Raw genomic sequence first — 25,547 nt, 5'->3', positions numbered from 1 at the left:
GAAAACAAGGAGACAAACCATGAAATCCACACTGCATCGCGTCGGACACGCCCTGGGTGCCATTGCTCTTGCCGCCTGCGCCGCCAGCGCGCTGGCCCAGGGTGGCTACCCGAACCGCCCCGTGCGCATCATCGTGCCGTGGCCGGCTGGCGGTGGCGTCGATACCGTGACCCGGACCGTGGCCGAGAAGATGACCGCGAGCCTCGGCCAGCAGTTCGTGGTCGACAACCGGCCGGGCGCCACCGGGAACATCGGCGCCGGCATGGGCGCCAAGGCCGTGCCGGACGGCTATACGCTGCTGGTGGCGAGCGCGCCCATGGCCATCAATGCCAGCCTGCAGAAGAACCTGCCGTTCGACCTGGGCAAGGATTTCGCGCCGCTGGGACTGATGGCGAGCTCGCCCTACATGCTGGTGGTCAATCCATCGGTGGCCGGCTCGGTCAAGGAACTGGTGGCACGGGCGAAAGCCGAGCCCGGCAAGCTGAGCTATGCATCGGTCGGCCCCGGGACCCAGCAGAACGTGGTGAGCGAGGTGTTCAAGGAGATGGCCCACGTCAACATCGTCCACGCTCCCTACAAGGGCGGCCCGCAGGCCCTGACCGACATGGTCGGCGGCCACATCCAGATGATGTTCCACGGCGTGCCGGCGGTAATGCCCTTCGTGAAGGGCGGCCAGCTCAAGGGGATTGCCGTGGCGAGCAAGCAGCGCCTGCCGCTGTTCCCTGACATCCCGACCATGGCCGAGGCCGGCTTCCCTGGCATCGAGGCAAGCGAGTGGTACGGCCTGGTGGCGCCCGCCGGCACGCCGAAGGAGATCGTCGCGCTGCTGGGCAAGGAAATCGAGAAGGCACTGAATGCGCCCGGCGTGCGCCAGCAACTCGCCGGCAAGGGCTACGACCCGGCCAGCAGCAGCTCTCCGGACCAGTTCGCTACCTTCATGGCCGCCGAGCAGAAGAAATGGGCGCTGGCCATCAAGCAGACCGGCTTCCGCCTGGAATAAGGCAGTGGGGATGGCGGGTGGCCTTTCGGATTGGCATCCTGGTGATCCCGGCCAGGTCATTCGGCGCCGCCCGGAGGAAACGCTGGAACCGCCCCCGCCAACCCGCTCCGATGGACAAGCGGCCCCGGATTGCCGGAGACTTCAGGCCTGATTCCTGCGACGCCCCCTGGGATATGGACAAGCCTCCGCTGTCACCACATGCCTTGCTCGATGCGACGCTGGGCGCCGTTCCGCGCCGCTATTGCCTGCCCAAACTTGACGACGCCTCCGTGCCGCCCCTGGATACCAGCCCGGCGACGACGCTCGCACTCGTGATCGAACGGGCCCGCGCCGCGCTGGCGCGTCGCGAGACGCCGGATGCGGCCTTGAAAGACCGCTTCACCGGCGCGCTCGCGCGCATGGTGCGGGAAGCGATGCGCGCGGATGGCGATCCGGTGTTCCAGGCGATGGTGCTGCGGCATCGGGCCGCGCCGGTGCGGGAGTACGCGTCGCTGTCAGCGCGCGCGGACCAGGACCGCCGCGCCGTCCGCGCCGCCGTCAATGCGGTCGCGCATCCCGGCAAGCAGCAAGGCCTTGGTCCAGGCCCGCAACGCGAGGCGCTGGCGCGGCTGCATGCGTGCGCCGGTGCGGAAGCCTGGAACGAACTCCACGACACCGTCCAGCGACTGCTGGAGATGGCGCACACGCCCGCCGTGGCGGGCGAACCACCGCAAGCACGCGGCCTGGCCCAACTGCTGGAAAACCCGGCGCTGGCGCGTCTGCAGCGCCTTGATGTGCTGGCGTCGAACGCGCTCGTCGTGGAATACCGGACGCTGTGGGAACGATACGGTCCACGATCAGGCAGCGCTTCCGCCGTCGCGCAGGGACGGTCCTCACGGCAGCGTGGCGATGCCGCCGAGGCGCTGGCCGCGCGGGCGCTCGAGGCGTTGACGCAGCGGCTTAACGCCGCGGCGGGTGCATCGGCACCCTACCGCGTGGTGACGTCGATGCGCGTACCGGCCGCGATCCCGGCCGCGCATCAGCACGCCAAAAGCGAATGGGATGTGGTGCTGCTCCGGCGATCTGCCGCAACAGAAGACACCGCCGCCGGCACGCCGGCCTGGGATGTGTGCCTGCTGGTCGAAGTCAAGGCCTCCGTCGATGCTGCGACTACGGATTTTCCGCGGCTGCTGCGCGGCTTGCGACTGCTTGCGCATGCGGACAAGGACGTCGTTTATCCGTTTGCGACCCGGCAAGGCACGGTGCCGCTGCGCGGCGCCGCGCTGTGCGCCCTGCCCTCGGCTCCCTCTGCGCTGTCCCGCACGGTGCTCTATTGCTGCGACGCCCCTGCCGAGCCGACCCCACGCCTGCTCGGCGCCGCCAGCCGGATGCAATTGCTGTCGGCAACGCCGACGCTCGATTTCGCCGCGGCGCTGACGGCGACACCGCCTGCGGACGCGCGCGCGCTTGAGCCGGTCTGGCATGCGCTGCTGGAAGCGCCCGGCTGGCGTGCCGTGCTCGACCAGTACGCGACGCTGCGGCAAGTCCGTGAACTGATGGTGCATACGGACGACTTGCTGGCCGCGGTGTAGGCAAGGCCTGGCCAAGCCAGGCGCGCCAGCGTGATCGACCTACGATCCACTACCGGGACGCGGCGCCAACAGGTCTTCGAAGAAGAAGGCCGCCAACTGATGGCGCCCGTTCACCTTGGCCTTGGCATACAGATTGGCGGCGTGCTGCCGCACGGTCTTGGCCCCGGTCTCGCGCACGCCGGCGATTTCTTCCAGAGACAGGCCCTTGACCAGCAGTAGCGCGACGTCCCTTTCGGCCGGAGTCAGGCCCCAGCGCTCGAACTGCTCCTGCATCGATTGCAGAAAGTCGCGTGTGGACCGTTGCGCGGCCGCGTCGCGTTCGGCCGCGGCGCGCACTGCGGCATCGGCCGAATGCTTGAGTGTTTCGAACGCGTGCAAGGCGCGTCGGCGCTCGCCGATCACGATGCCGAGGATCACCAGGAACGCAATCGTCGCCGCGGTTTCGGCATAGAAGTGGAACGACGGCCCGCTGCTGACAAGCTGGTACAGGTCCCATGCCTGATAAAGCGGGAAGACGGCAAGCATGAGCAGGAACTTTGGGGGCATAGGCGTTCGGTCTCGGGCCAGCCATGACAAGCCGGCTGGGAAAAAACGAGCATGACGGCGGACGCGTAATGTAACTGATTCTCAATAACAGGCCAAGACCCGTAGTGGCGAAGCCGCCTTGCTAAGTGGCTCTGCTAGCACAAAGTGGCTACCGGACATATGTCCCGGGCGTGGATGATGTGCTGTGGATGGCACGCGAATACGGAACAAAGGGCCCGAGTGGCCAGGGCAAATGTCGTTGACCGGCGGTAACCGCGTTGAGCGTGAGAATGAGTCGCATTAGCATGAATCGTCTGCTTCGTATCCCCTGCATTGCTCATTGCGCTCCCCCGCACATCCACCTGAGACCCGACTCATGCAAGAGATTTTCGTACTCGCTCACGTACCGACCCCCGCCGTCAACGAAGGATTCCTGCCGGCGGCACGCGCGCTCGGGCGTGCCGTCGTCTTATTGACGGATTGTGCCGATGCCCATCGCGCACACTTTGCCGGCGCCGGCCTGCCCGCCTACCCGGACGACATCGTCCCGTGCGATGTCTTCAACCCGGTGTCGGTGATCGATGCCATCACGCGCCGCGGCGGCAAGCCCGCGGCCGTGTTTTCCAATAGCGACCACCTGCAGGCGGCCACGGCGATCGCCTCGGCGTACTTTGGCCTGCCTGGCAAGGACTGGCGCACAGCCTATGCCGCCAAGAACAAGGCCGAGATGCGGCGGCGCCTGGCAGAGTCGGGCATCGACACGCTCTGGCACGCCGTCGTTTGCGACAGCGCCAGCCTGGCCGCGCTGGCCGACGTGCCGATGCCGTGCATCGTCAAGCCGCGCGAAGGCGTGGCCAGCCAGCAGGTCAGCCTGGCACGCAGCCACGCCGAGCTGGCCGAGCATTGCGGCGCGATCTGGGCGCGGCACCCGGGCCAGGTATTGCTGCTGGAAGAATACCTGGAGGGCCCGCTGTACACGCTGGAAACGCTGGGCGATGGCAAGGAGCTGCGCGCGCTGGGCGGCTTCCGCGTGACCCTGTCGCCGCCGCCGTACTTCGTTGAGATGGAAGCGGTATGGGGCACCGGCCTGCCGGCCTCGGTCGAAGCCGAGGTGCTGGACACCATCCGCCGCTTCGGCATCGGCTTCGGCGCCTGCCATACCGAGTACGTCCTGACCGCGAAAGGCCCGCGGCTGATCGAGATCAATTACCGCAGCATCGGCGACTACCGCGAGTTCCTGCTGTCCGACACCCTGCAGTTCCCGCTGTTCGAGCAGGTCTTGCGCCTGCACCTGGGCGAGGCGCTGCCGGCGCTCGAGGTGCCGAGGCGGGCGGCGTGGATCCGCTATTTCACCGCGCAGGCAGAAGGCACGCTGCGGCACGCGCCGGCACACAGCCAGCATGAGGGCAACGGGCTCCGGCTGACCTACCAGCCCCTGCGCAAGGTGGGCGACGCCATCCAGCTGACCAACTCCAACAAGGATTACCTGGGCGTGCTGCGCGGCAGCGGTCCCGACAGCGCGGGTCTGGCCGCGGCGGTGGAACTGGCCAGCAGCAAGCTCGCCTGGGAGATCGCGCAATGAGCGCCCGCATGCAACAGCAGCCGTCCCGGTCCGCCACTGCTGCCGACGCCGATGTCGACTACATCTGCGTGCGCGTCGTCGACACCCTGCTGCGCGAGGATGTGCGTGCCTGCGCCAGCCGCGGCGAATTGTACGGCGCTGACGCGGTACCGGGTGCCGCGCATGGTTTCGATGCCGGCCAGCAGTGGCTGCGTGTCCCGCGCCTTGGCGCCGGCACGCTGTGGGTTCCGGTCAGCCCGACGCGCTACATGCAGGACTGGCGCCTGACTCGCCTGCCCCTGCTGCATGAAGCCGACGGCGAGTTCTCCGCACTGCATGAGGTCGAGTCCATCCTGGCCGCATTCGCCGGCGGCCTGCCCGAGGCAGATGCGCGCCTGTTCACCGCCTACGCCGAGGAGTGCCGTGCCGCGGCCGAGCATCGCGCCGTCTCGATGGCCGAGCGCGCACGCTGGTTCGCGCAGGCTGACCGCACTGCTGGCCATGCGCTGCCCGCCTGGAACCAGCGCATGCTGCACTACGATCGCGCCGCGGGCTTCCTCGACCACCCCTACTACCCCACCGCGCGCGCCAAGCTGGGCTTTGCCGCCGATGACCTGGCCCGCTACGCGCCCGAGTTCCAGCCGGCATTCGCGCTGAACTGGCTCGCGGTCCCGTGCCAGAACCATCATGCCAGCGGCGCCGCGCTGCCGCCGAACTGGCCGGATTTCGCCGAGGTCGGCCTGGATTCGGCGCTGGCCAGCTCGCATGCGCTGGTGCCGGTGCATCCCTTCGTCTGGCAGCATCACCTCGATGGCTTCCTGGCCGAAGCCGGGCTGGACGGCCACGTCATCCGCGCGCCGCGCGCCTGCCTGCGCGTGTCGCCCACCTTGTCGGTGCGCTCGCTGGTCGTGCTCGACGCCCCCGCGTGGCATATCAAGCTGCCGCTGACGATCCGCACGCTGGGCGCCAAGAACATCCGCACCATCAAGCCCAGCACCATCGGCGACGGCCATCGCATCCAGACCCTGCTTGGCGACATAGTCCGCCAGGAACCCGGCCTGCACGGGCAGGTGCTGCTGACCGACGAAGCCAATGGCGCCCATGTCGACCAGCGCCCGTTCCTGGGCTATATCCTGCGCCGCTATCCCGAGCCGCAGCTGGCGGACAAGACGGTGGTCCCGGTCGCGGGCCTGCTGGCGGAAACCGCCAGCGGCCAGTGCGTGGCCGAGGAACTGGCCGGCCGCTATCACGGCGGCGATCTCGATGCCTGGCTCGATGCCTACCTGGCGCTGACCCTGCAGCTGCACCTGACGCTGTGGCTGCGTTATGGCGTGGCGCTGGAATCGAACCAGCAGAACTCGATGCTGGTCTACGGCGACGACGGCCTGCGCCTGATGCTCAAGGACAACGATGCCGCGCGCATCGACCGCGCCATGCTCGCGCGCCGCTGGCCGGCGTTGGCGGCCCGCCTCGACGGGCTGGAAGACCAGCGCATCGGCGTCGACGCGGCGTTGCCGCTGGCGCAGATGTTCGTCACCATCACGCTGCAACTGAACATCGCGGCGCTGGTGGAAGGCCTGGCGCAGCGTCGCGGCACCGACCCTGCGGTTGGCTACGCGCGCGTGCGGCGCCACGTGGAGGCCGTCCTTGCCGACCTGGCCGCCGCGGGCGAAGACACCGCCTTCGCGCGCCAGGTGCTGCTCGACGACGACCGGCTGCACCTGAAGTACCTGCTGACCGCCGCGTCTCTCGCCGAAAAGGCGCGGACCGGCGCCACCGACGTCAACAAGTTCTACGGCAAGCGGGCCCCCAATTTCCTCAGGGTGGCCGCATGAGCGCCGGCACGCGGCGGGTGGTCGCGGTGGTGATGCTGTGCCATTTCATCGCCGCGTTTGCGGCGCTGGGCATGCCGCCGTTCTTCGCCCTGATCCTGCAGCGCTCGCTGCACAACGACGTGCCGTGGCTTGCGGGCGCGTTCTACGTGGTGCCAACCCTGCTGGCGGCGATCTCGGCGCCATGGTGGGGCCGGCTCGCGGACCGCTTCGGCAAGAAGCCGCTGCTGATGCGTGCGCAACTGGGGCTGGCGGCAAGCTTCCTGCTCGCCAGCTACGCGACCAGCTCGTTTGCCTTCCTGGCGGCGCTGGTGCTGCAAGGCGTGCTGGGCGGGACCTTCTCGGCCTCCAACGCCTACCTGGCCACGGTCGCCAGCGGTACCACGCTCACGCGCAGCCTGACGGCGATGCAGTGGTCCGCGCGCGCCGCGCTGGTGGCGGCGCCGGCCTGCCTCGGCCTGTGGATGGGTGCCGCATCGCCGATCGTGCTGTACCGCTGGCTGGCGCTGCTGCCGCTGGCCGCCGCGGCGCTGATCGCGTGGCTGCCCGCGGGCGACGCCAACGGCACGGTGCAGCGGCCGGCGGCACGCTCCACCGTCGCCGGCACGGCGGTACCGGCGACGCCGCGGCAGATCTATGTGCTGCAGTTCGCGTTCGTGTTTGCCACCGTGGCGACGTTCCCCTACTTCATCCCGGACCTGCAGCAGCGCATGCCGGCCCTGTCCGCGGCCACCGCCGGGCTGCTGTTCGGCCTGCCGCACCTGGTGTACCTGGCGGCGGCACCGCTGCTGTCGCGGCGGCTCGGGCTGGCACCTTCGCTGACGCTGCTGGCCTCCGCCTACGGCACGCTGGCGGTCGCGCTGCTGGCACAGGCCGCGCCGCTGGGGCTGCCCGCGCTGGTGGCCTGGCGCCTGCTGATGGGCATCGCCATGACGGTCGGCTTTATCGCGCTGCATGCGCTGGTGGCCAGCGTGGTGCACGCGGGCAACGCCGGCCGCACCTTCGGCTGGTTCGAAAGCAGTTCCAAATGGGGTGGCGTCGCGGCCGGGCTTGGCGCCGGCGCCGCGGTCAGCGTGGCCGGCCAGGGCGCGCCCTACCTGCTTGGCGCGGCGTTGCTGGTGCCGGCCGTCGCCTACCTTCTTACCGCCCGACAGCGGATGAGCCCGCTCTGATCCCTCCCGAGAACGAGGTCACAAGACAATGCAAACGCAAAACAAGTTGGAACCTGCCGGCATGCGCCGCCCCCTGGATGACATGACGGAACTGGCCGGCCTGGCCGCCGCGCGGCGCTGCCAGGAGACCCTGCTGAACTGCTACTGCCGCGAAGTCGCGGGCCCCGCCGGCCAGTTGCGCGTCGGCCCGCCGGCAGGGCAGAACGACTGGCCCGCGACCATCGCCATGACCCTGCAGCGCGAAGCGGCCCAGGCGGTCCAGGTGCTGGAAGTGCAGCTGCCGCATATCCACGACCGCTTGCTGGCCGTGGTCGGCGGTGCCTGGCTGACCGGCAACTACCGCTACCTGTCGCCGGTATTCCACAAGGCCGAGAACAAGCCGTGGGCGCTGCTCGACTGGGAAGCGCTGGCCGCGCTGCTGTTGCGCGAGATGGCGCAACAGCATGAGCTGCCGCCCAACACCGAGCTGATGGAACAGATCCGCAACAGCGTCGCCGTCAGCACCGAAGTGCTGTCGGTGCCGGTATCCGAGATCATCCCGGCCGATCCGGTCGACGCCTATATCGACTCCGAGCAATCGCTGACCTTCGGCCACCCCTTCCATCCCACGCCGAAAAGCCGTCAGGGCTTTTCCGACGAGGACCTGCTGCGCTACTCGCCGGAACTGCGCACGCGCTTTGCGCTGGCGTGGTTCGCGGTGCCGCGCGACGACATCGCGCAGCAGTCGCTGCTCGACGCCAGCTGCGACCAGCTGATCGCGGCGAATGCCCCGCCAGTGTCCGCCGACCGCGTCGCGGTGCCGGTCCATCCGTGGCAGGCGGGCTACCTGCGCGAGCATCCGCTGGTGCGCGATGCGCTGGCAAGCGGACGCCTGCAAGACCTGGGCACGCAAGGCGCGGACTTCTTTCCGACTTCGTCGATCCGGACCTTGTACCAGCCCGGCAATCCGTACTTCTACAAGCTGTCGCTGAACATCCGCATCACCAACTGCGTGCGCAAGAACGCATGGTATGAGCTGGAGAGCGCCATGCACGTCAACCGCGTGCTGCGCCCGCTGCTGCCGGAGCTGGCGCGCGAGTTCCCCGGCCTGGCGCTGATGGAGGAGCCGGCGTTCCTGTCGGTCGACCTCCGGCACGCCGACATCGAGCAGAACCGCCAGGTCATCGAAGGCTTTGGCCTGATCCTGCGCCAGAGCGTGGATACGCTGCGCGCGCCCGACTGCGTGCCGCTGCTGGCCGGCTCGCTGTTCGGCAACCACTATTACGGCGATGCGCGCATGCAGCGTCTGCTCACAGCGCTCGCCGCGCAGGAAAGGACCACGGTCGATGCCATGACCGAGCGCTGGTTCTCCGCCTATGTGGAGCAATTGGTTTACCCGGTGTTCCACCTCTTCTTTGCGCACGGCGTCATCTTCGAGCCGCACCTGCAGAACGTGGTGCTGGGCCTGCGCCAGGACATGCCCGCCCAGTTGTTCCTGCGCGACTTCGAGGGGGTCAAGCTGACCCCGGCGCGCCATCCCGCGTCGTCCATGGCGGGCATCAGCGAGCGCGCCCGGTCGTCGCTATGGTATGACGAGGAGCAAGGCTGGAACCGCGTCGCCTACTGCGTGTTCGTCAACAACCTGTGCGAAGTGATAGCGCAGCTCGGTGCCGGCAGGCAGGCCCTGAGCGCGCGGCTGTGGTCGGTGGTGCGCCATCACTTGCATACCTACCAGCATCGCCACGGCAATGCGGCGTCGGCGCGCCGCATCAACGGCCTGCTGGCTGGCCGCCCCTTCCCCGCCAAGACCAATTTCAGCAACCGCTTCTTTCAGCGCGCCGACCGCGCCTCGACCTACGTGCCCGTCGCCAATCCGATTCCCTTTGCCGGCATGGAGGCGGCATGGCAATGACCGCCCCCGTACTGCGCTGGTCGCACGTCGCCGACCACCTGCACCAGGCGCTCGCCGATGCGGGCGCCCCGCTCAGCGCCTACGTCTACGACCTCGAGGCGCTGCGGGCGCACGCCGCCACCATTGCTGGCAGCCTGCCGCCGGGTTTCGAGCTGTTCTACGCCATCAAGGCCAACTCCGACCTGCCGATCCTGCAGACCCTGGCGCCGCTGGCGCATGGCTTCGAGATTTCCTCCGGCGGCGAACTGGCCTGGGTGCGCGAGCACTTTGCCGAGGTGCCGCTGATCTTCAGCGGCCCTGGCAAGACCGATGCGGAACTGGCCGGCGCGCTGGACCTTGGGGTCGAGGCGCTGCATGTGGAAAGCCTGCATGAGCTGGAACGGCTGGCCTGGCTCGCGCGCGAGCGTGGCACCACGGCGCCGGTCCTGCTGCGCGTCAACCTGGCGGTCGACGGGCTGCAGGCCACCACGCTGATGATGGGCGGCAAGCCCACGCCGTTCGGCATCGCCGGCGACCAGTTGCCCGCCTGCCTGGCATGGCTGCGCGCGCACCCTGAAATCCGGCTGCGCGGCTTCCATTTCCACCTGATGTCGCATCAGCTCGACGCCGCCGCCCACCTGCGCCTGCTCGATGCCTACCTGCAGCAGGTCAGGCGCTGGCGCACGGAATACGGGCTCGACACGCTGGACCAGGTCAACGTCGGCGGCGGCATCGGCGTCAACTACCGCGAGCCCGAACGGCAGTTCGACTGGGCCCGCTTTGCCGCAGGCCTGCCGGCGCTGTCGGCACAGCGCGACGGGCTGACCGTGCGCTTCGAATGCGGGCGCTATATCACCGCGTTCTGCGGCTACTACGCCATGGAGGTGATCGACGTCAAGCACGCCTTCGACCGGGCCTTCGCCGTGGCCAGCGGCGGCACGCACCACTTCCGCACGCCCTATGCGCAGGGGCACAGCCACCCGTTCCGGGTGCTGCCGGTGGCGTCCTGGCGCTATCCGTTCGCCCGCCCCGGCGTGCAGGATGCGCGCGTCAGCGTGGTCGGGCAGCTTTGCACGCCCAAGGACATCCTGGCGCACGACGCGTACGTCGACAGCGTGCGCGCCGGCGACCTGGTGGTGTTCCCGTATGCCGGCGCCTATGCCTGGCATATCTCGCACCACGACTTCCTGCGCCACCCGCACCCGCGGCACTGCTACCTGCCGGTGGAGCATGCCCATGCTGCAGCCTAACCGTCTCAAGGCCGCGATAGCGTCCGGGCGCGATGTGTTCGGGCTGATCAACTCGCTGCCGCTGCCGCTGATGACAGAGATGATCGGCTACGCCGGCTTCGACTTCGTGATCCTGGATCTCGAGCATGTCGGCGTGAATCCGCAAACGCTCGAGAACATGATCCGCGCTGCGGAATGCGCCGGCACCACGGCACTGGTGCGGGTGCCCCGGGCGGCGCCGGACATCATCCTGCGGGTGCTGGATGCCGGCGCGCAGGGCATCGTGGTGCCGCACGTTTACAACCGTGCTACCGCCGAACTGGCGGTCCACAGCGCGCGCTACCACCCGCTCGGCAAGCGCGGCATCGCCGGTGGCCGGACCACCGGCTTCGGTACCCTGACATTGCCCGAGTACATGGACCGGGCCAATCGCGAGCTGATGGTGGTGGCGATGATCGAGGACCGCGCCGGCATCGACGCGATCGAAGAGATTGTGGCCGTGCCGGGCATCGACATGGTGCTGGAGGGGGCGATCGACCTGTCGCAAAGCCTGGGCGTTCCCGCCGACGCGCAGCATCCTGCCGTGCAGGCTGCGATCCGCCGCATCGCGCGGGCCTGCCAGGCCGGGGGCGTGCCGTTCTGCGCCATCCCGCGTGCGGCCGGACAATGCGAGCAATGGCGCGAACAAGGCGTGCACGCCTTCCTGCTGGGAGACGATCGCGCCACGGCCTTCCGCGCCATGAAGCAGCTGGTGGCGGGCTATCGGCGTGAGCGCCCAGGTTGAATCGCAGGAAGGCTGCGTGTGGCGGCATCCGCACGGCGCCGCCTCAATCGTCTCCGGTATTCCAGTCCGGTTCTTCCAGCCCTGCGCGTAATATCTGCACCGTCCCTGCCACCCCCGCCGCGGCAGGAGCCACCTTGGCGCCCCACCTCTGGAACAAGACTTGCACCGGTTTGCCCGCCTTTTGAATAGGAGGTGCTATGTCAACCATCGAAGAGTCGATTGACGTCAGGGTGCCGGTGCAGGTCGCGTATCGGCAATGGTCCCGGTTCGAGGAATTTCCGCGGTTCATGGAGGGCGTTGAAGAGGTAAGACAGCTGGATGATCGCCGCCTGCACTGGCGCGCCGAGGTCGGGGGCAAGCACAAGGAATGGGATGCCGAAATCACGCAGAACGTCGCCGACCAGTGCATCGCGTGGCGCAGCGTCGCCGGCGCGGAGAACTCGGGCCAGGTCAATTTCGCGCCGCTCGATGCCGGAGCGACCCGGGTGTCGGTGCGCATGGACTACGAGACCGAAGGCGTGGTGGAGGCGGTCGGCGATGCTGCCGGCGTGCTGAAGCGCCGGGTCGAGGGCGACCTGAAGCGATTCAAGGAGTTCATCGAAGCCCAGGCATGACGCCTTCCAGTCCCGCTCGCGGCCTGGCCAGCCAGGTCGCGACAGGCTCCGGTTCCCTGCCCCGTTACGCCAGGAAGCCTGGCGCTGCCCCGCGTGGCCACCAGTGGCCGTGCCCCTGCCCCCTAAATATTCCCGTTCCGCTTTCGTCCAACAGGGTGATGCGCCAGATGGCGCCACACACCTTGCACTGAACGGGAGCCCGCCATGAGTTTCGACCGCGACGACGCCACTTTCCTGGTCCTCGTCAACCACGAAGAACAGTATTCGATCTGGCCGGACTACAAGGCCGTGCCCGGCGGCTGGCGTGCGGCAGGGTTCAGCGGCAACCGGCAGGCCTGCCTGGACTATATCGAGCGCACCTGGGTCGATATGCGTCCGCTCAGCCTGCGCCGCTTCATGGAGGCGCAAGCGCAGACGGGCGCCTGACCATGGCGCCATTGCAGCTGTTCTGCCTGCCATACGCGGGGGCCAGCGCCACGGCGTACCTGCGCTGGCGGCGCCTGTTGCCGGCGCAGGTCGCCGTGGTCCCGCTGGAACCGCCAGGGCGCGGTGCGCGGCTGGACGAACCGCTGCTGCGCGATTTCGAAGCGCTGGCGGCGGAGATGGCAAACGTCCTGTGCCGGCAGCTCGAGCGACGCGCCGGGCCGTACGCGCTGTTCGGACACAGCATGGGCGGCCTGCTGGCCTGGCGCCTGTGCCACCTGCTGCGCGAACGCGGCCATGCCTTGCCGCAGCGCCTGGTGGTATCCGGCTGTGCCGCGCCCACCCGGCGTGATCCCGGCCGGCTGGCGGCATTGCGTGGCGATGCCGCGCTGAGCGCGGACCTGCGCAAGCACGGCGGCACGCCTGAGGCGGTGTTCGCCGACGCCGAACTGCTGCGGCTGACGCTCGACGTGCTGGACGCCGACTATCGCGTGTGCGAGAGCTTCCGGCGCGGCGACATGCCGCCCCTGAGCTTGCCCGTGCATGTGTTTGCGGGCCTTGACGACCCGATGGCACCGGCCGATCTGCACGCGTGGGCGATCGAGACCCGCGCCGGCCACACCCTCGACTGGTTTCCCGGCGCCCATTTCTTCCTGCACGACAGCCAGGCCGAGGTGGTCGGCCGGCTCATTGCCTGCCTGAACGCAGCGCCGGCATCCGCTGCCCTGCTGCCAGCCTGACCCGCCCCGCGACGCACGACCCAACGCCAACCGTCCTTCCGAAGAGCGATCCAAGCATGCAGTCCGATCCTGACCTGCCGGCCACGCTGGTGGCCCACCTCGGCCGCCTGGCCGCACAGCGCGGCGCCGACACGGCGCTAATCATCGCCGATGAAGGCGGGGAAACCCGCTACAGCTACGCCGCGCTGGACGCGCGCGTGCGGGCCCTGGCGGCACACCTTGCGGCGCAGGCCGAACCCGGCACGCGCGCGCTGCTGCTGATGGACAGCGGCATCGACTACGTCACCGCCTTCTTTGCCTGCCTGTACGCCGGGCTGGTCGCGGTGCCGGCTTTCGAGCCTGGAGCCGTGCGCTCCGCGCAAGTAGCGCGCCTGCGCGCGATTGCCACCGATGCGGAGCCGGCGCTGGTGCTGACCACCAGCGCGCAGGCCCGCGACCATGCCGAGGCGCTGGCCGAGATTGCGCCCGGCGCGGCCGTGGTGGCTGCCGATGCCACTCGGCCCGCCGCAGCGGCAGCCTGGCGGCCCTACCCCGCCCATGCCGGGACGCTGGCGTTCCTGCAGTACACCTCGGGCTCCACCGCCTCGCCGAAGGGCGTCATGGTCAGCCATGGCAACGTCATGGCGAACGAGATGGCGATTGCCGAGGGCATGCGCGTGGGGCCCGGCGACGTGATGGTCAGCTGGCTGCCGCTCTATCACGACATGGGGCTGATCGGCGGGCTGCTGCAGCCCATCCACAGCGGCATTGCGGTGGTGCTGATGTCGCCGCAGTTCTTCCTGGAGCGCCCGGTGCGCTGGCTGCAGGCGATCAGCCAGCATCGCGGCACGCTGTCCGGCGGCCCCGACTTTGCCTTCCGGCTATGTGTGGAACGCGTGCGCGACAGCCAGCTGGCGGGGCTGGACCTGTCAAGCTGGGCGGTGGCCTACTCCGGCGCCGAGCCGGTGCGGGCGGATACCCTGCGCGCCTTTGTCAAACGCTTTGCCCCGGCAGGCTTCCGCCAGCAGGCGCTGTATCCGTGCTATGGCCTGGCCGAGGCCACGCTGTTCGCCACGGGTTCCGAGCGCGGCGCCGGCATGGTCAGCACGCGCTTCGATGCCGCGGCGCTGGCGCACGGCACAGCGCAACCGTCGCAGGAAGGCATGGAGCTGGTCGGATGCGGCTTCCCGCGCGCGGGCCATGCCATCCGCATTGCCGGCGCCGACGGGCAGGCACTGCCCGACGGCCAGATCGGCGAGATCGAGATCGCGGGGCCCAGCCTGTGCGGCGGCTACTGGCGCAATCCCCGCGCCAGTGCCGCGGCCTACGGCGACGACGCCAGGCCCGGCGCGGACCGCTGGCTGCGTACCGGAGACCTCGGCCTGTGGCATGGCGGGCAGCTCTATATCGCAGGGCGGCGCAAGGATCTGATCATCGTGCGCGGCCAGAACCTCTATCCGCAGGACATCGAACGCGCGGTCGAAGACCAGGTGCCCGCCGCGCGCCGGGGCCGGGTGGCGGCCTTTGCCGTTGCAGGCCCTGACGGCGAGGGGATCGGCATCGCCGTCGAAATCTCCCGTCCCGAGCAAAAGCGCGTGGGCCACGCGGCCCTGGTGCAGGCGCTCGCGCAGGCGGTCGGCAACGCCTGCGGCGAGCCGCTGGCGGTCGCGCTGCTGCTCAATCCCGGTGGCCTGCCCAAGACCACCAGCGGCAAGCTGCAGCGCAGCGCCTGCCGTACCGGCTGGCTTGAAGACAGCCTGGACGCGTGCGCGGTCTGGGTGCACGGCAGCTTCGCGCGCGGCGGCACTGCATCACCGCAGCAGGTATCCGCGCAGGACGCTGCCCCGCGCGGCGACACCGAGCGCGCACTGGCCGCGCTGTGGCAGGAATTGCTCGGTATCGCGCCGGCCGGCCGCGATGCGCACTTCTTTGCCAGCGGCGGCAATTCGCTGACCGCGGCGCGGGTGGTGGCGCGGCTGCGCGAGCAATATGGCACTGCGGTGCCGTTGCGCCTGCTGTTCGAGCACCCCACCCTGCACGCCTGCGCCGCCGCGCTGGACTTGTTGCAGGGCGATGCCGCCGAGGCGCCGCTGGCACCCGTGCCGCGCCTGCCGCGCCTGCCGCGTATGCCGCTGGCGCCGGCGCAGCAACGGCTCTGGCTGACCGACCGCATCGCCACCGAAGGGGACCGCTGGATCTATAACATGGCCGGCGGGCTGCGCCTCACCGGCGCGCTTGATACGGCAGCGCTGCGCGCCGCGCTGGACGCACTGGTGGCCCGCCATGAAGTCCTGCGCACCAGCTACCACGCCGATGCGCAGGGCTTGCCGTATGCCCGCATCCAAGCTGAACTGGCGCTCGACCTGCCGCTTAGCGACCTGTCGGCACTAAGCGCGGGGCAACGCGATGCCGCGTTGCGGGAGCTGGCCGAAGGCCAGGCGCGCGAGCCCTTTGATCTGGCGCAGGCGCCTTTGCTGCGCGCCCGCCTGGTGCGGATCGCCGCCGACGACCATGCGCTGCTGCTCACGCTGCACCATATCGTCGGCGATGGCTGGTCCGTGGCGATCCTGCTCGATACGCTCGCCGCCGCCTACAACGCGGCACGGGCCGGCGTCGCGGTGGACTGGGCGCCGCTGCCGGTCCAGTACGCCGACTACGCGGCGCACCAAAGCGCCGCCGACGCCGGTCCGCAACGGCAGGCCGAGGCCGGCTACTGGCGCGACGCGCTGCGCGACGCGCCGAAGCTGACCACCCTGCCCACGCCCAACCGGCGCCCGCGGGTCGCCTCGCGCGACGGGGCCGCCTGCCACACCACCCTGCCCGCCCCGCTGCTGGCGCAGGCGGACGCGCTGGCGCAGGCCCATGGCGCCTCGCGCTACATGGTGCTGCTGGCCGCTTTCCACGCCCTGCTGCACCGGGTCAGCGGCGCCGAAGACCAGCTCGTCGGCATTGACGTGGCCGGCCGGCCACGCCGCGAGCTGGAGCAACTGGTCGGCTTCTTCGTCAACGTGCTGCCGCTGCGCGCGCAATGCCAGGCCGGACTGCCGTTTGCAGAACTGCTGGCGCAGGTACGCACGCGCGCGCTGGCCGCCTTCGACCATCAGGGACTGCCGTTCGAGCGCATCGTCGAAGCGGCCGGCGTGCCGCGCGAGCGCGCCTGGCATCCGCTGGTGCAGGTGCTGTTCGTGCTGCAGAACACGCCGGGCCAGGCGCGCCAGTTCGACGGCCTGCAGGCCGCGCGCCTGCCCACGCCGGTGCACGCGGCCAAGTTCGACCTGGCCGTGTTTCTCGAACCGTGCGACCACGGCCTGCGCGCCGAATGGGTGTATGCCACCGCGCTGTTCCCGCGCGCCACCATGCAGCGCCTCGCCGATGCGTACGGCGCCGTGCTGGCGCAGGCGGTGGCCGATCCCGCCCGTCCGCTGTCCGGCTTCGATGTGCCGGCCGGCCTTTGCGAACCCGCTCCTGAACCGCCCGCCATGACTGCCACCCCCGCGACCCGCCCCAGCAAGCTCGACAAACTCGGCAAGCTCGCCAGCCTGCCCCGGCGCGGCGCAGACGCCCCCCCGGCCGCACCCGCCGCGCTGCCGGTCCGGACCTCGTTCCTGGCGCCGGGCCAGACCTTCCCGATCGTGATGGAACCGGCCTCGCCCGATCTCGATCCGGTGGCGTGGGCGCTGGCGCACCGCGCGCAGATCGAGGCCACGCTGTGCCGCCACGGCGGCATCCTGCTGCGCGGCTTCGGCCTGCGCACGCCGCAGGAGTTCGAGCAGTTCGCCGAATCGATCGAGCCGGGGCTGTACGGCGCCTACGGCGACCTGCCGAAGAAGGAAGGCGGCCGCAACACCTACCGCTCCACGCCGTACCCCGAGCGCGAGATGATCCTGTTCCACAACGAAAGCGCACACCTGCCGCGCTGGCCGCGCAAGCAGTGGTTCTTCTGTGAGCTGCCGTCACCGGTGGGTGGCGCCACGCCGATAGTGGACTGCCGCGAGATGTACCGCCGGCTGCCGCGCGAACTGGCCGAACGGTTCGAGCGCAAGGGCCTGCGCTACGTGCGCACCTTCAACGACAAGCTGGACGTGAGCTGGCGCGACTTCTTCAAGACCGATTCGCGCGAGCAGATCGAAGCGCGGCTGCGCGCCTGCGGCACCGACTTTGCGTGGCTGGATGCCGACACGCTGCAGACGCGCGAACACTGCCCGGCGGTGATCGCGCACCCGGTCACCGGCGAGCGCAGCTTCTTCAACCAGGTGCAACTGCACCACACCGCATGCCTGGACCCCGAAGTGCGCCGTGACCTGCTGGACATCGTCGGCCCGCAGCGGATGCCGCGCCAGGTGACCTTCGGCGACGGCAGCCCGATCGGCGACGACGTCATGGCCCGGATCGGCGAGCTGTATGAAGCCTGCGCCGTGCGCTTTGCCTGGCGCCAGGGCGACGTGGTGATGCTGGACAACATGCTGGCCGCCCATGCCCGCGACCCGTACCAGGGCCCGCGCAAGATCGTGGTGGCGATGGGCGACATGTTCGAGCGCAAGGACCTGCCGCCGCTGCCGGCACAAGCCGGCGCGCAGGACGCCGCCGTGGCGGCCGACACCGCGCTGGAGGGCTGAGCCGATGGACGCCATCACCCAGGATTTTGCGCGGCATGCTCGCGCGCTCGGGCGCGAACAGCGAGCGCTGCCGGCCCACGCGGCCACGCCGGTTACGCTGTCGGCAACCATCGAGGGCCCGCTGGACGCGCAGCGCCTGCAGCGGGCACTGTACCGGGTAGCCGCACGCCATCCGGCCACGGGCCTGGTGTTCGGTCCGGTCGAGGGGCTGCGCGGGTTGCGCCAGCACTTTGCCGGGGCCTTGCCGGCGTGGTCGCTTGCAGGCCCTGCCGGGGCCGAGCCGGCCCTGCAGGCCGCGCTGCAGAGCTGCGACGACCGCCGCGCACAGCTGACCCTGACCGCCCGTGCGCTGGCGGCCGATGGCCCCAGCCTGGTCATCCTGCTGCGCGAAGTGGCGCAGGCCTACGCCGACGATGCGGCCCCGGCGGGCGCGGCGCCCCTGCCCTATGCGGATTATCTCGACTGGACCGACGGGCTGGCGCAGGAGAACACCGAAGCCGGCGCGGGCTACTGGCAAGCCGTGGGGGAACGGCTGGCCGGCCTCGATGCGCCGCGGCTGCCCTGGCAACGCGCCGGCGACGCCAACCATGCGCTGGCGGCACAGTATGCCGAGCTGCCCGCCGCGGAAGCCGGTGCGGTGGCCGAATGGGCCGCGGCGCTCGGCCAGCCGCTGTCGCACGCGCTGCAGGCGGCATGGTGGCTGCTGCTGGCACGCCTCGATCCGGCCGCGGCGTTTTGCGCCGGCTGGCAGCACGACTGCCGCGACGACTTCGATGTACTGGCCGGCGCGGTGGGGCGTTATGAAGCGCTGCTGCCGGTCACGGTGCAGCCCGACATGGCGGCGCCGTTTGCCGACTGGCTGGCTGCGTTCGGCGCGCAACTGCAGCAGCACCTCGACTGGCGCGAGCATTGCCCGGCGGAGGCCAGCGCGGGCGCACCTGCACGCGTTGGCTTCTGCTGCAGCGGCCCTGCCAGCATGCAGTGGCAGCTTGGCGACCTGCATTGGCGCGCCGACACTCCGCGGGCGCTGCTGCCGGGCCTGGCGCTGGCGTTGCAGGTCCACGTTGAAGGCGGCAAGCCGCGTCAGCTGGTATTGCACCACGCCGAAAGTGTCCATGGCGCCGACGCGATGGCATGCCTGCTTGACCAGTACCGCGAGCTGCTGCAAACGCTGCGCGCGGCGCCGCACACCGCCGTGGGCGCGTTGCCGCTCGCCACTGCCGCCGAGCGCGTGCGCGCCGACGCCATGCATGCGCCGGCGCTGCATGTCGGCGCACAGGTGCTGCCGCAGCGGTTGGCCCATTGGGCCGCCGAGCGCCCGCATGCGCCGGCGTTGTCGGCCCCTGGCCTGCAGTTGAGCTACGCCGGCCTCGCCCGCGCCGTGGGCGCGGTGGCGCGGCAGTTGCCGGCACTGGGTTTGCGCCCGGGCCAGCCGGTCGGCCTGCTGCTGCCGCGCTCGGGCGAGCTGGTGGTGGCATTGCTCGCGGTAATGCGCGCCGGCGCCGCGTACCTGCCGCTCGATCCGGCGTGGCCGCCGCAGCGGCGCGCCCAGATCCTGGCCGACGCCGGCGCCACGCTGGTGCTGACTGACGCGGCCCATGCGAGCGCCGCGGGGCCGCTGCCGCACGCCGATATCGCGGCACTGCTGGCGGCCGGCACCGATGCCGCGGCCGCGCAGGCGCTGCCGGCTGTGGACGCTGGCCAGCCCGCCTACGTGCTCTACACCTCGGGCTCGACCGGCACGCCCAAGGGGGTCGCCATCACCCATGGCCAGCTGCTCAACTATGCGGCGGCCTCCGGGCAGGCCCTGCGCCTTGACCGCTGCCAGCGCTTCGGACTGACCTCCACCGTCGCGGCCGACCTGGGCAATACCACCCTGTTTGGCGCACTGTGGCATGGCGCCTGCCTGTGCGTCGCCGACGAGGCCGACATGCGGCACGCCGCCGCCTTCGCCGCGTTCCTGGCGCGCGAGCATGTCGACTGCCTGAAGATCGTGCCCTCGCACCTGGATGCCTTGCTCGACGGCGATACCGAGCCGCTGCCGCTGCCGGCGCACGCCACCATCGTGCTGGGCGGCGAAGCCGCGTCCCCGGCGCTGCTGCAGCGGCTGCGCGCGCGCATGCCGCAGGCCCGCCTGTGCAACCACTACGGGCCGACCGAAACCACGGTCGGCATCCTGGTCCATGATGGCGGGCGCGCGGCCGAGGCGGCGAACGCGCCGCTGCCGCTGACGCAGGTGCTGGCCAACTGCGAGGCCTATGTGCGCACCGCCACGGGCAATCTGGCCGCGGTGGGCGAAACCGGCGAACTCTATCTCGGCGGCGCGCAACTGTGTGCGGGCTATCTGTCCGGCGCCGCAGCCGAGGCGTCATTCGTCGCCCATCCCGACCGGCCGGGCCAGCGCCTGTACCGCAGCGGCGACCTTGCCCGCTACCTGCCGCGGGGCGGCATCGAACTGATCGGGCGTGCCGACCACCAGGTCAAGGTGCGCGGTTTCCGTATCGAATGCGGCGAAGTCGAACAGGCGCTGGCGGTGCTGCCTGGCGTACGGCAAGCGGTGGTGATGCTGGTCGCCACGTCCGGTGGCGCGCCCCAGCTCGCGGCGTGGATCGTTGCCGACGACGCCACCGCCGCCGCGGACACGGGACGCGCGGCCGCCTTGCGCCATGCGCTGCGCCACGCGCTGGCCGAGCGCCTGCCCGAAGCCATGATTCCCGCGCTGTGGTTCGCCGTGCCGGCGCTGCCGCGGCTGCCGAACGGCAAGGTGGACCGCCGGGCGCTCGCGCAGGCCGCCGGCGCGGCCGCGGCCTCGCCTGCCGGACCCGCGCGCGAACCGGAAAGCGAACTGGAAGCGCTGCTGCTGGACCAGCTGCGCGACCTGCTCGGGGCACCCGGCCTGGCGGTGCACCAGGACCTGTTCGAAGCCGGCGGCCACTCGCTGCTGGTGATCAAGCTGGTGGCGCGCATCCGCAAGCTGCTCAGGCTGGAGATCGCCCCGGCCGTGGTCTTCGACGCCCCGGACGCGGCCGCGCTGGCCCGCGCGCTGCGCAGCGCCAGCCCCGACCCGCAAGGCCTCGAAACACTGGCCGGACTGCAGCGCCAGCTGGCCGCGATGTCGCCCGAGGCGCGCGCCGCGCTGCGTGCCTCCGCCACGGCCAACGCCTCCGCATAACGTCTATTCCCTGGAACGCATCCATGACGCAATCCTCGACCCCTGCCGGGCAGGCGGCGCTGCTGGCGCTGCTGCTCGAGCAGGATCCGGAGCCGGCGGCCGCACCGGCCAGCCCCGCCCCCGCCCCGCTATCGTTCTCGCAGCAACGCCTCTGGTTCTTGCTGCAATACGAGCCCGGCAGCACCGCCTACAACCAGACCCGCGCCTTCGTGCTGCGCGGCGCGCTCGAGCGCCGCGCGCTGGAGGCCGCGCTGCGTGCCGTGATCGCACGCCATCCCGCGCTGCGCACCCGGTTCGTCACGGACGACGCCGCGCCGGGCAGCTTGCCCCGGCAGGTGGTCGAGTCCGCGCCATCCTTTGCCCTGGCCGAAGCACCGCTCGCCGCCGGCCCGGATGCGCTGCAGGCGTGCATCGACGCCGAAGCCGCGCGCCCCTTCGACCTCGGCCAGGCACCGCTGCTGCGCGCCACGCTGCTCGCGCGGGGGCACCATGACCACGTGCTGCTGCTGTCGCTGCACCATATCGTGTCCGATGCGGTGTCCAACGCCGTGATCGCGCGCGACCTGGGCACGGCCTATGCGCAGGCGCTCGCGCACGACGGTGACATCGCGCTGCCCGCACCCGCCACGACCTTCGCCGTCCATGCCAGCCGCCAGCGCGAACGCCTGGCCAGCGGTGCCCTGGACGCCCAGCGCGCGTGGTGGCAACGCCAGCTGGGCAATGGCATGCCGGCCCTGCAGTTGCCCACCGACCGACCGCACGGCAGCCCCGCGACGCGTGTTGCGCGGCGCATCGATGCGGCGCTGGACCGGCCCCTGCTGGGCGCATTGCGCCGCTTCTGCGCAGCGCAGCGCTGCACGCCGTTCGTGGTGCTGCTCGCCGCGTGGCAGGCGCTGCTGAGCCGCTATGCGGGCCAGGACGATTTCGCCGTCGGCGTGCCGCACGCGGGCCGCGACGGCGAGGGGCTGGACGAGGTGGTCGGATTCTTCGCCAACACCCATGTCTACCGCTCGCGCACCGCACCCGGCATCACTGGCCGCGCGCTGTGCGAACAGCTGCGCGCCGACGCGCTGGGCGCGCTCGGCCATGCCGAGCTGCCGTTCGAAGCGCTGCTCGACGGCATGCAGGTGCCGCGCGACGCCGGCCGCAGCCCGCTGTTCCAGGTCATGTTCAACCTGCGCACGGCCACGGCACCCGCCGCGCTGGCGCTGCCGGGCCTGCAGGTGCAGGCCGTGGAAGCGCGCCAGACCGGCGCCAAGTTCGACCTGATCCTCGACGCCGAAGACCGCGGCGACGGCATCACCGTCAGCCTGGAGTACGACTGCGCGCTGTTCGATGCCGCCACGGCCCAGCGCATGCTGCGCCATTACGTGACCCAGCTGGGCGGGCTGCTGCACCAGCCCGGACTGCCGCTGGCGGCCACGCCCCTGCTCGGCGACGACGACGCCGCCACGCTGGCGCACCAGCACGCTGCCGGCCAGCCGGCGCGGCACGTTGCCGCCGAGCTCGCCCATCGCCGCATCCAGCGCCATGCCGCGCAGCAGCCGCATGGGATCGCCTTGCGCCACGGCGACACCACGCTGACCTATGGCGAACTGGAGCGGCGCGCGAACCGCCTGGCGCACCGCCTGATCGCACTTGGCGCAGGCCCCGAAGTGCGCGTCGGCATTGCCATGGAGCGTTCGCCGGAGATGATCGTCGGCCTGCTGGCCATCCTGAAGGCCGGCTGCGCCTATGTGCCCTTCGACCCGGCCTATCCGGCCGAGCGCCTGGCCTACCTGTTCGAGGACAGCGGCATCGCCGCCTTGCTGACCCAGCCCGCGCTGCGCGGGCTGCTGCCGCAGCGCGATGCACTGCCGGTGCTGGAGCTCGACGCACAGGACGATGGCGGTGCCTGGCCCGACCACGCGCCCGCGGTCGAGGTCCGTCCCGAACACCTCGCCTACGTCATCTACACCTCCGGCTCCACCGGCCGGCCCAAGGGCGCCCAGCTGCAGCACGGCAACCTGTCGCGCCTGCTGGCTGCCACCCAGCATTGGTTCGGCTTTGGCCCCGCCGATGTCTGGACGCTGTTTCACTCGTACGCGTTCGATTTTTCGGTCTGGGAGATCTTTGGCGCGCTGTGCCATGGCGGGCAACTGGTGATCGTGCCGTTCCATGTCAGCCGCGCGCCGCAAGAGTTCATCACGCTGCTGCGGCGCGAACGCGTCACGGTGCTGAACCAGACCCCGTCGGCGTTCCGCGCACTGCTGGCCCAGCCCGAGCTGTACGGCGCGCCGCTGGCGCTGCGCCATGTGATCTTCGGCGGCGAGGCACTCGATCCGCAGGCGCTGCGGCCCTGGATCGACCACTTCGGCGATGCGTCGCCGCGACTGGTCAATATGTATGGCATCACCGAGACCACCGTGCATGTCACCTACCGCCCGATCACGCGTGCCGACCTGGACCCATCCAGCCGCGCGCGCAGTCCGATCGGCGAACGCATTCCGGACCTGGGCGTGCGCGTGCTGGATCCCGGGCTGAACCCGGTCGCGCCCGGTGTGGCCGGTGAACTCTATATTGCCGGCGACGGCCTGGCGCGCGGCTATCTGAATCGCCCGGGCCTGACCGCGGAACGCTTCGTGCCCGACCCGTTCGCCGGCGATGGCGCGCGGCTCTACCGCACCGGCGACCTGGCGCGCTGGCTGCCTGACGGCGAGCTGGAATACCTGGGCCGCATCGACCAGCAGCTGAAGATCCGCGGCTTTCGCATCGAGCCGGGCGAGATCGAGGCGCGCATCCTGGCGCAGTCCGGTGTCGCCAACGCGGCGGTGATCGCCGCCGAGGGTCCGTCCGGGGCGCGGCTGGTGGCGTATGTGGTCGCCGCTGCAGGGTCCACCATCGATGGCGCGACGCTGCGTACTGCGCTGGCTGCCGAGCTGCCCGACTACATGGTGCCAGCCGCCTTCGTCGTGCTCGACGTCCTGCCGCTGACGCCCAATGGCAAGCTCGATCGTCGCGCGCTGCCGGCCCCGGCCTTCGACAGCGCCCAGGACTTTGTTGCGCCCGAGGGCGACGCCGAAACCGCGCTCGCCGCGATCTGGTCCGAGGTGCTCAATCTGCCGCGCGTGGGCCGCGCCGACAACTTCTTCGAACTCGGCGGCGACTCGATCCTGAGCCTGCAGATCGTCGCCCGCGCCCGCGCCGCCGGCTGGATGCTGACGCCGCGGCAACTGTTCGAGCGCCAGACGCTGGCCGAACTGGCGGCGGTCGCCGCGCCCGTGGCACAAGATTCGATCGATAGCAACACCGCGCCGGCTGGCGCGGTGCCGCTGCTGCCGATCCAGGCCGGCTTCTTCGAGACACCGATGGACCAGCGTCACCACTGGAACCAGTCGGTGCTGCTCGATTGCCGCGAGGCGCCCGGGCTGCCGGCGCTGGCCGCGGCGCTGGCCGACCTGGTCGCGCATCACGATGCGCTGCGCCTGCGCTTCGTCCAGCGCGACGGCGCGTGGCAGCAGGCGTATGCCGACAGCGAGGCCTGCCCGGACCTGCTGTGGGTACGCCACGCCGCGTCGGAAGCCGAGCGGCTGGCGCACTGCGAGGCCGCCCAGCGCAGCCTGGACCTGGCCGAAGGGCCGCTGCTGCGTGCCGTCGCGCTGCAGTGCGGCGAGCGCTGGCAACTGCTGCTGGTGATCCATCACCTGGTAGTCGACGGGGTGTCGTGGCGCGTGCTGGTCGAGGACTTGCGCGACGCTTACCAGCAACGCCGGCAAGGCGAGCAGGCCGTGCTGCCGGCGCGCACGGCGTCGTACCAGCGCTGGTCGCAGGCGCTGCGCGCCAACGCCGCCACGCGCGAGGCCGAACTGGCGCACTGGCAGGCGCTGGCGCCCATCGATGCCAGCCTGCCTTGCGACGATCCGGACGGCGCCATGTCCATCGCCGAACGCGATGCCGTCACGCTGACGCTGCCTGCCGAACTAACCCAAGCGCTGCTGCAGCGCGCGCCGGCGGCGTACCGCACGCGCGTCAACGACCTGCTGCTGACCGCGCTGGCGCGGGCGCTGGCCGGCTGGAGCGGCCGCGCGCGGGTGCTGATCGACCTGGAAAGCCATGGCCGTGTCGCCGGGGTCGACGACACGCTGGACCTGAGCCGCACCGTCGGCTGGTTCACCACCCTGTTCCCGGTCGCGCTCGATGGCAGCGGCACGCTCGATGGCGCGATCAAGGCGGTCAAGGAGCAGCTGCGCGCAGTGCCCGGCGAAGGCATCGGCTATGGCCTGCTGCGCCGCTTCGGCTCGCCCGCGCAACAGGCGGCGCTGGCCGATGTGCCCAGGCCCGAAGTCGTGTTCAACTACCTGGGCCAGCTCGACGCCAGCTTTGCCGACGACAGTCCCTGGCGGCTCTCGACTGACAGCGCAGGCGCCAGCCAGGATCCGGCCACGCCGCTGTCGCATCCGTTGTCGGTCAGCGGGCAGGT

General features: G+C 70.6%; 15 protein-coding genes. 14 read left to right on the top strand and 1 reads right to left on the bottom strand.

Going from position 1 to position 25,547, the window contains the following annotated elements; translation table 11 throughout:
* Positions 1-19: 19 nt before the first annotated feature.
* Both AC3FMM_RS30990 and AC3FMM_RS30985 read left to right on the top strand, forming a co-directional pair.
* The gene (locus AC3FMM_RS30990; RefSeq protein ID WP_326348755.1) at positions 20-1,000 is read left to right on the top strand and encodes a tripartite tricarboxylate transporter substrate binding protein; all 981 of its coding nucleotides are present in this window, start codon (positions 20-22) and stop codon (positions 998-1,000) included.
* A gap of 173 nt (positions 1,001-1,173) precedes the next feature.
* Positions 1,174-2,571 (top strand): 3-deoxy-D-arabino-heptulosonate 7-phosphate synthase, encoded by a 1,398-nt coding sequence (locus AC3FMM_RS30985; protein WP_488688268.1) that lies wholly within the window; start codon positions 1,174-1,176, stop codon positions 2,569-2,571.
* Positions 2,572-2,610: 39 nt separating this feature from the next.
* On the opposite strand, the gene AC3FMM_RS30980 is transcribed toward AC3FMM_RS30985, so the two are convergent.
* The gene (locus AC3FMM_RS30980) at positions 2,611-3,096 is read right to left on the bottom strand and encodes a helix-turn-helix transcriptional regulator (RefSeq protein ID WP_240987824.1); all 486 of its coding nucleotides are present in this window, start codon (positions 3,094-3,096) and stop codon (positions 2,611-2,613) included.
* A gap of 376 nt (positions 3,097-3,472) precedes the next feature.
* Between AC3FMM_RS30980 and AC3FMM_RS30975 the strand changes: the two genes are divergently transcribed.
* From AC3FMM_RS30975 to AC3FMM_RS30920, 12 genes are all read left to right on the top strand, one after another.
* Complete coding sequence (locus AC3FMM_RS30975; RefSeq protein ID WP_488688266.1) at positions 3,473-4,678, top strand: ATP-grasp domain-containing protein; 1,206 nt, start codon at positions 3,473-3,475, stop codon at positions 4,676-4,678.
* A gap of 8 nt (positions 4,679-4,686) precedes the next feature.
* A complete protein-coding gene (locus AC3FMM_RS30970; RefSeq protein ID WP_488688264.1) occupies positions 4,687-6,492 on the top strand; it encodes an IucA/IucC family protein in 1,806 nt (601 codons plus the stop codon).
* Positions 6,489-7,661: an MFS transporter gene (locus tag AC3FMM_RS30965; protein WP_414249533.1), complete on the top strand. Its 1,173-nt coding sequence runs from the start codon at positions 6,489-6,491 to the stop codon at positions 7,659-7,661. The genes AC3FMM_RS30970 and AC3FMM_RS30965 overlap by 4 nt, the downstream gene beginning before the upstream one ends.
* Positions 7,662-7,722: 61 nt before the next feature.
* Positions 7,723-9,552, top strand: coding sequence for an IucA/IucC family protein (locus tag AC3FMM_RS30960; protein ID WP_488688262.1), 1,830 nt, complete (start codon positions 7,723-7,725; stop codon positions 9,550-9,552).
* Complete coding sequence (locus AC3FMM_RS30955) at positions 9,549-10,781, top strand: type III PLP-dependent enzyme (protein WP_488688273.1); 1,233 nt, start codon at positions 9,549-9,551, stop codon at positions 10,779-10,781. Before AC3FMM_RS30960 ends, AC3FMM_RS30955 begins: the two co-directional genes overlap by 4 nt.
* The gene (locus AC3FMM_RS30950) at positions 10,768-11,544 is read left to right on the top strand and encodes an HpcH/HpaI aldolase family protein (protein WP_488688260.1); all 777 of its coding nucleotides are present in this window, start codon (positions 10,768-10,770) and stop codon (positions 11,542-11,544) included. Before AC3FMM_RS30955 ends, AC3FMM_RS30950 begins: the two co-directional genes overlap by 14 nt.
* Before the next feature lie 197 nt (positions 11,545-11,741).
* Positions 11,742-12,158, top strand: a complete 417-nt coding sequence (locus tag AC3FMM_RS30945) for an SRPBCC family protein (RefSeq protein ID WP_115713262.1) — start codon at positions 11,742-11,744, stop codon at positions 12,156-12,158.
* Between the two features lie 204 nt (positions 12,159-12,362).
* On the top strand, positions 12,363-12,584 hold the full coding sequence (locus tag AC3FMM_RS30940; protein WP_012356043.1) for an MbtH family protein: 222 nt from the start codon (positions 12,363-12,365) through the stop codon (positions 12,582-12,584).
* A 2-nt stretch (positions 12,585-12,586) separates the two neighbouring features.
* Entirely contained in the window at positions 12,587-13,321 is a 735-nt protein-coding gene (locus tag AC3FMM_RS30935; protein WP_326348749.1) for a thioesterase II family protein, read from the top strand.
* Between the two features lie 56 nt (positions 13,322-13,377).
* Positions 13,378-17,916 (top strand): condensation domain-containing protein, encoded by a 4,539-nt coding sequence (locus AC3FMM_RS30930; RefSeq protein WP_488688257.1) that lies wholly within the window; start codon positions 13,378-13,380, stop codon positions 17,914-17,916.
* Positions 17,917-17,920: 4 nt separating this feature from the next.
* Positions 17,921-21,088, top strand: coding sequence for a non-ribosomal peptide synthetase (locus AC3FMM_RS30925; RefSeq protein WP_488688255.1), 3,168 nt, complete (start codon positions 17,921-17,923; stop codon positions 21,086-21,088).
* Between the two features lie 23 nt (positions 21,089-21,111).
* The coding region (locus AC3FMM_RS30920) for an amino acid adenylation domain-containing protein (protein WP_488688253.1) at positions 21,112-25,547 on the top strand (4,436 nt) is incomplete at its 3' end.

The organism is Cupriavidus sp. 207A1, from assembly GCF_057798955.1.
The sequence above is the reverse complement of the archived record's forward strand: the minus strand, read 5'-3'. Positions and strand labels throughout refer to the sequence as shown.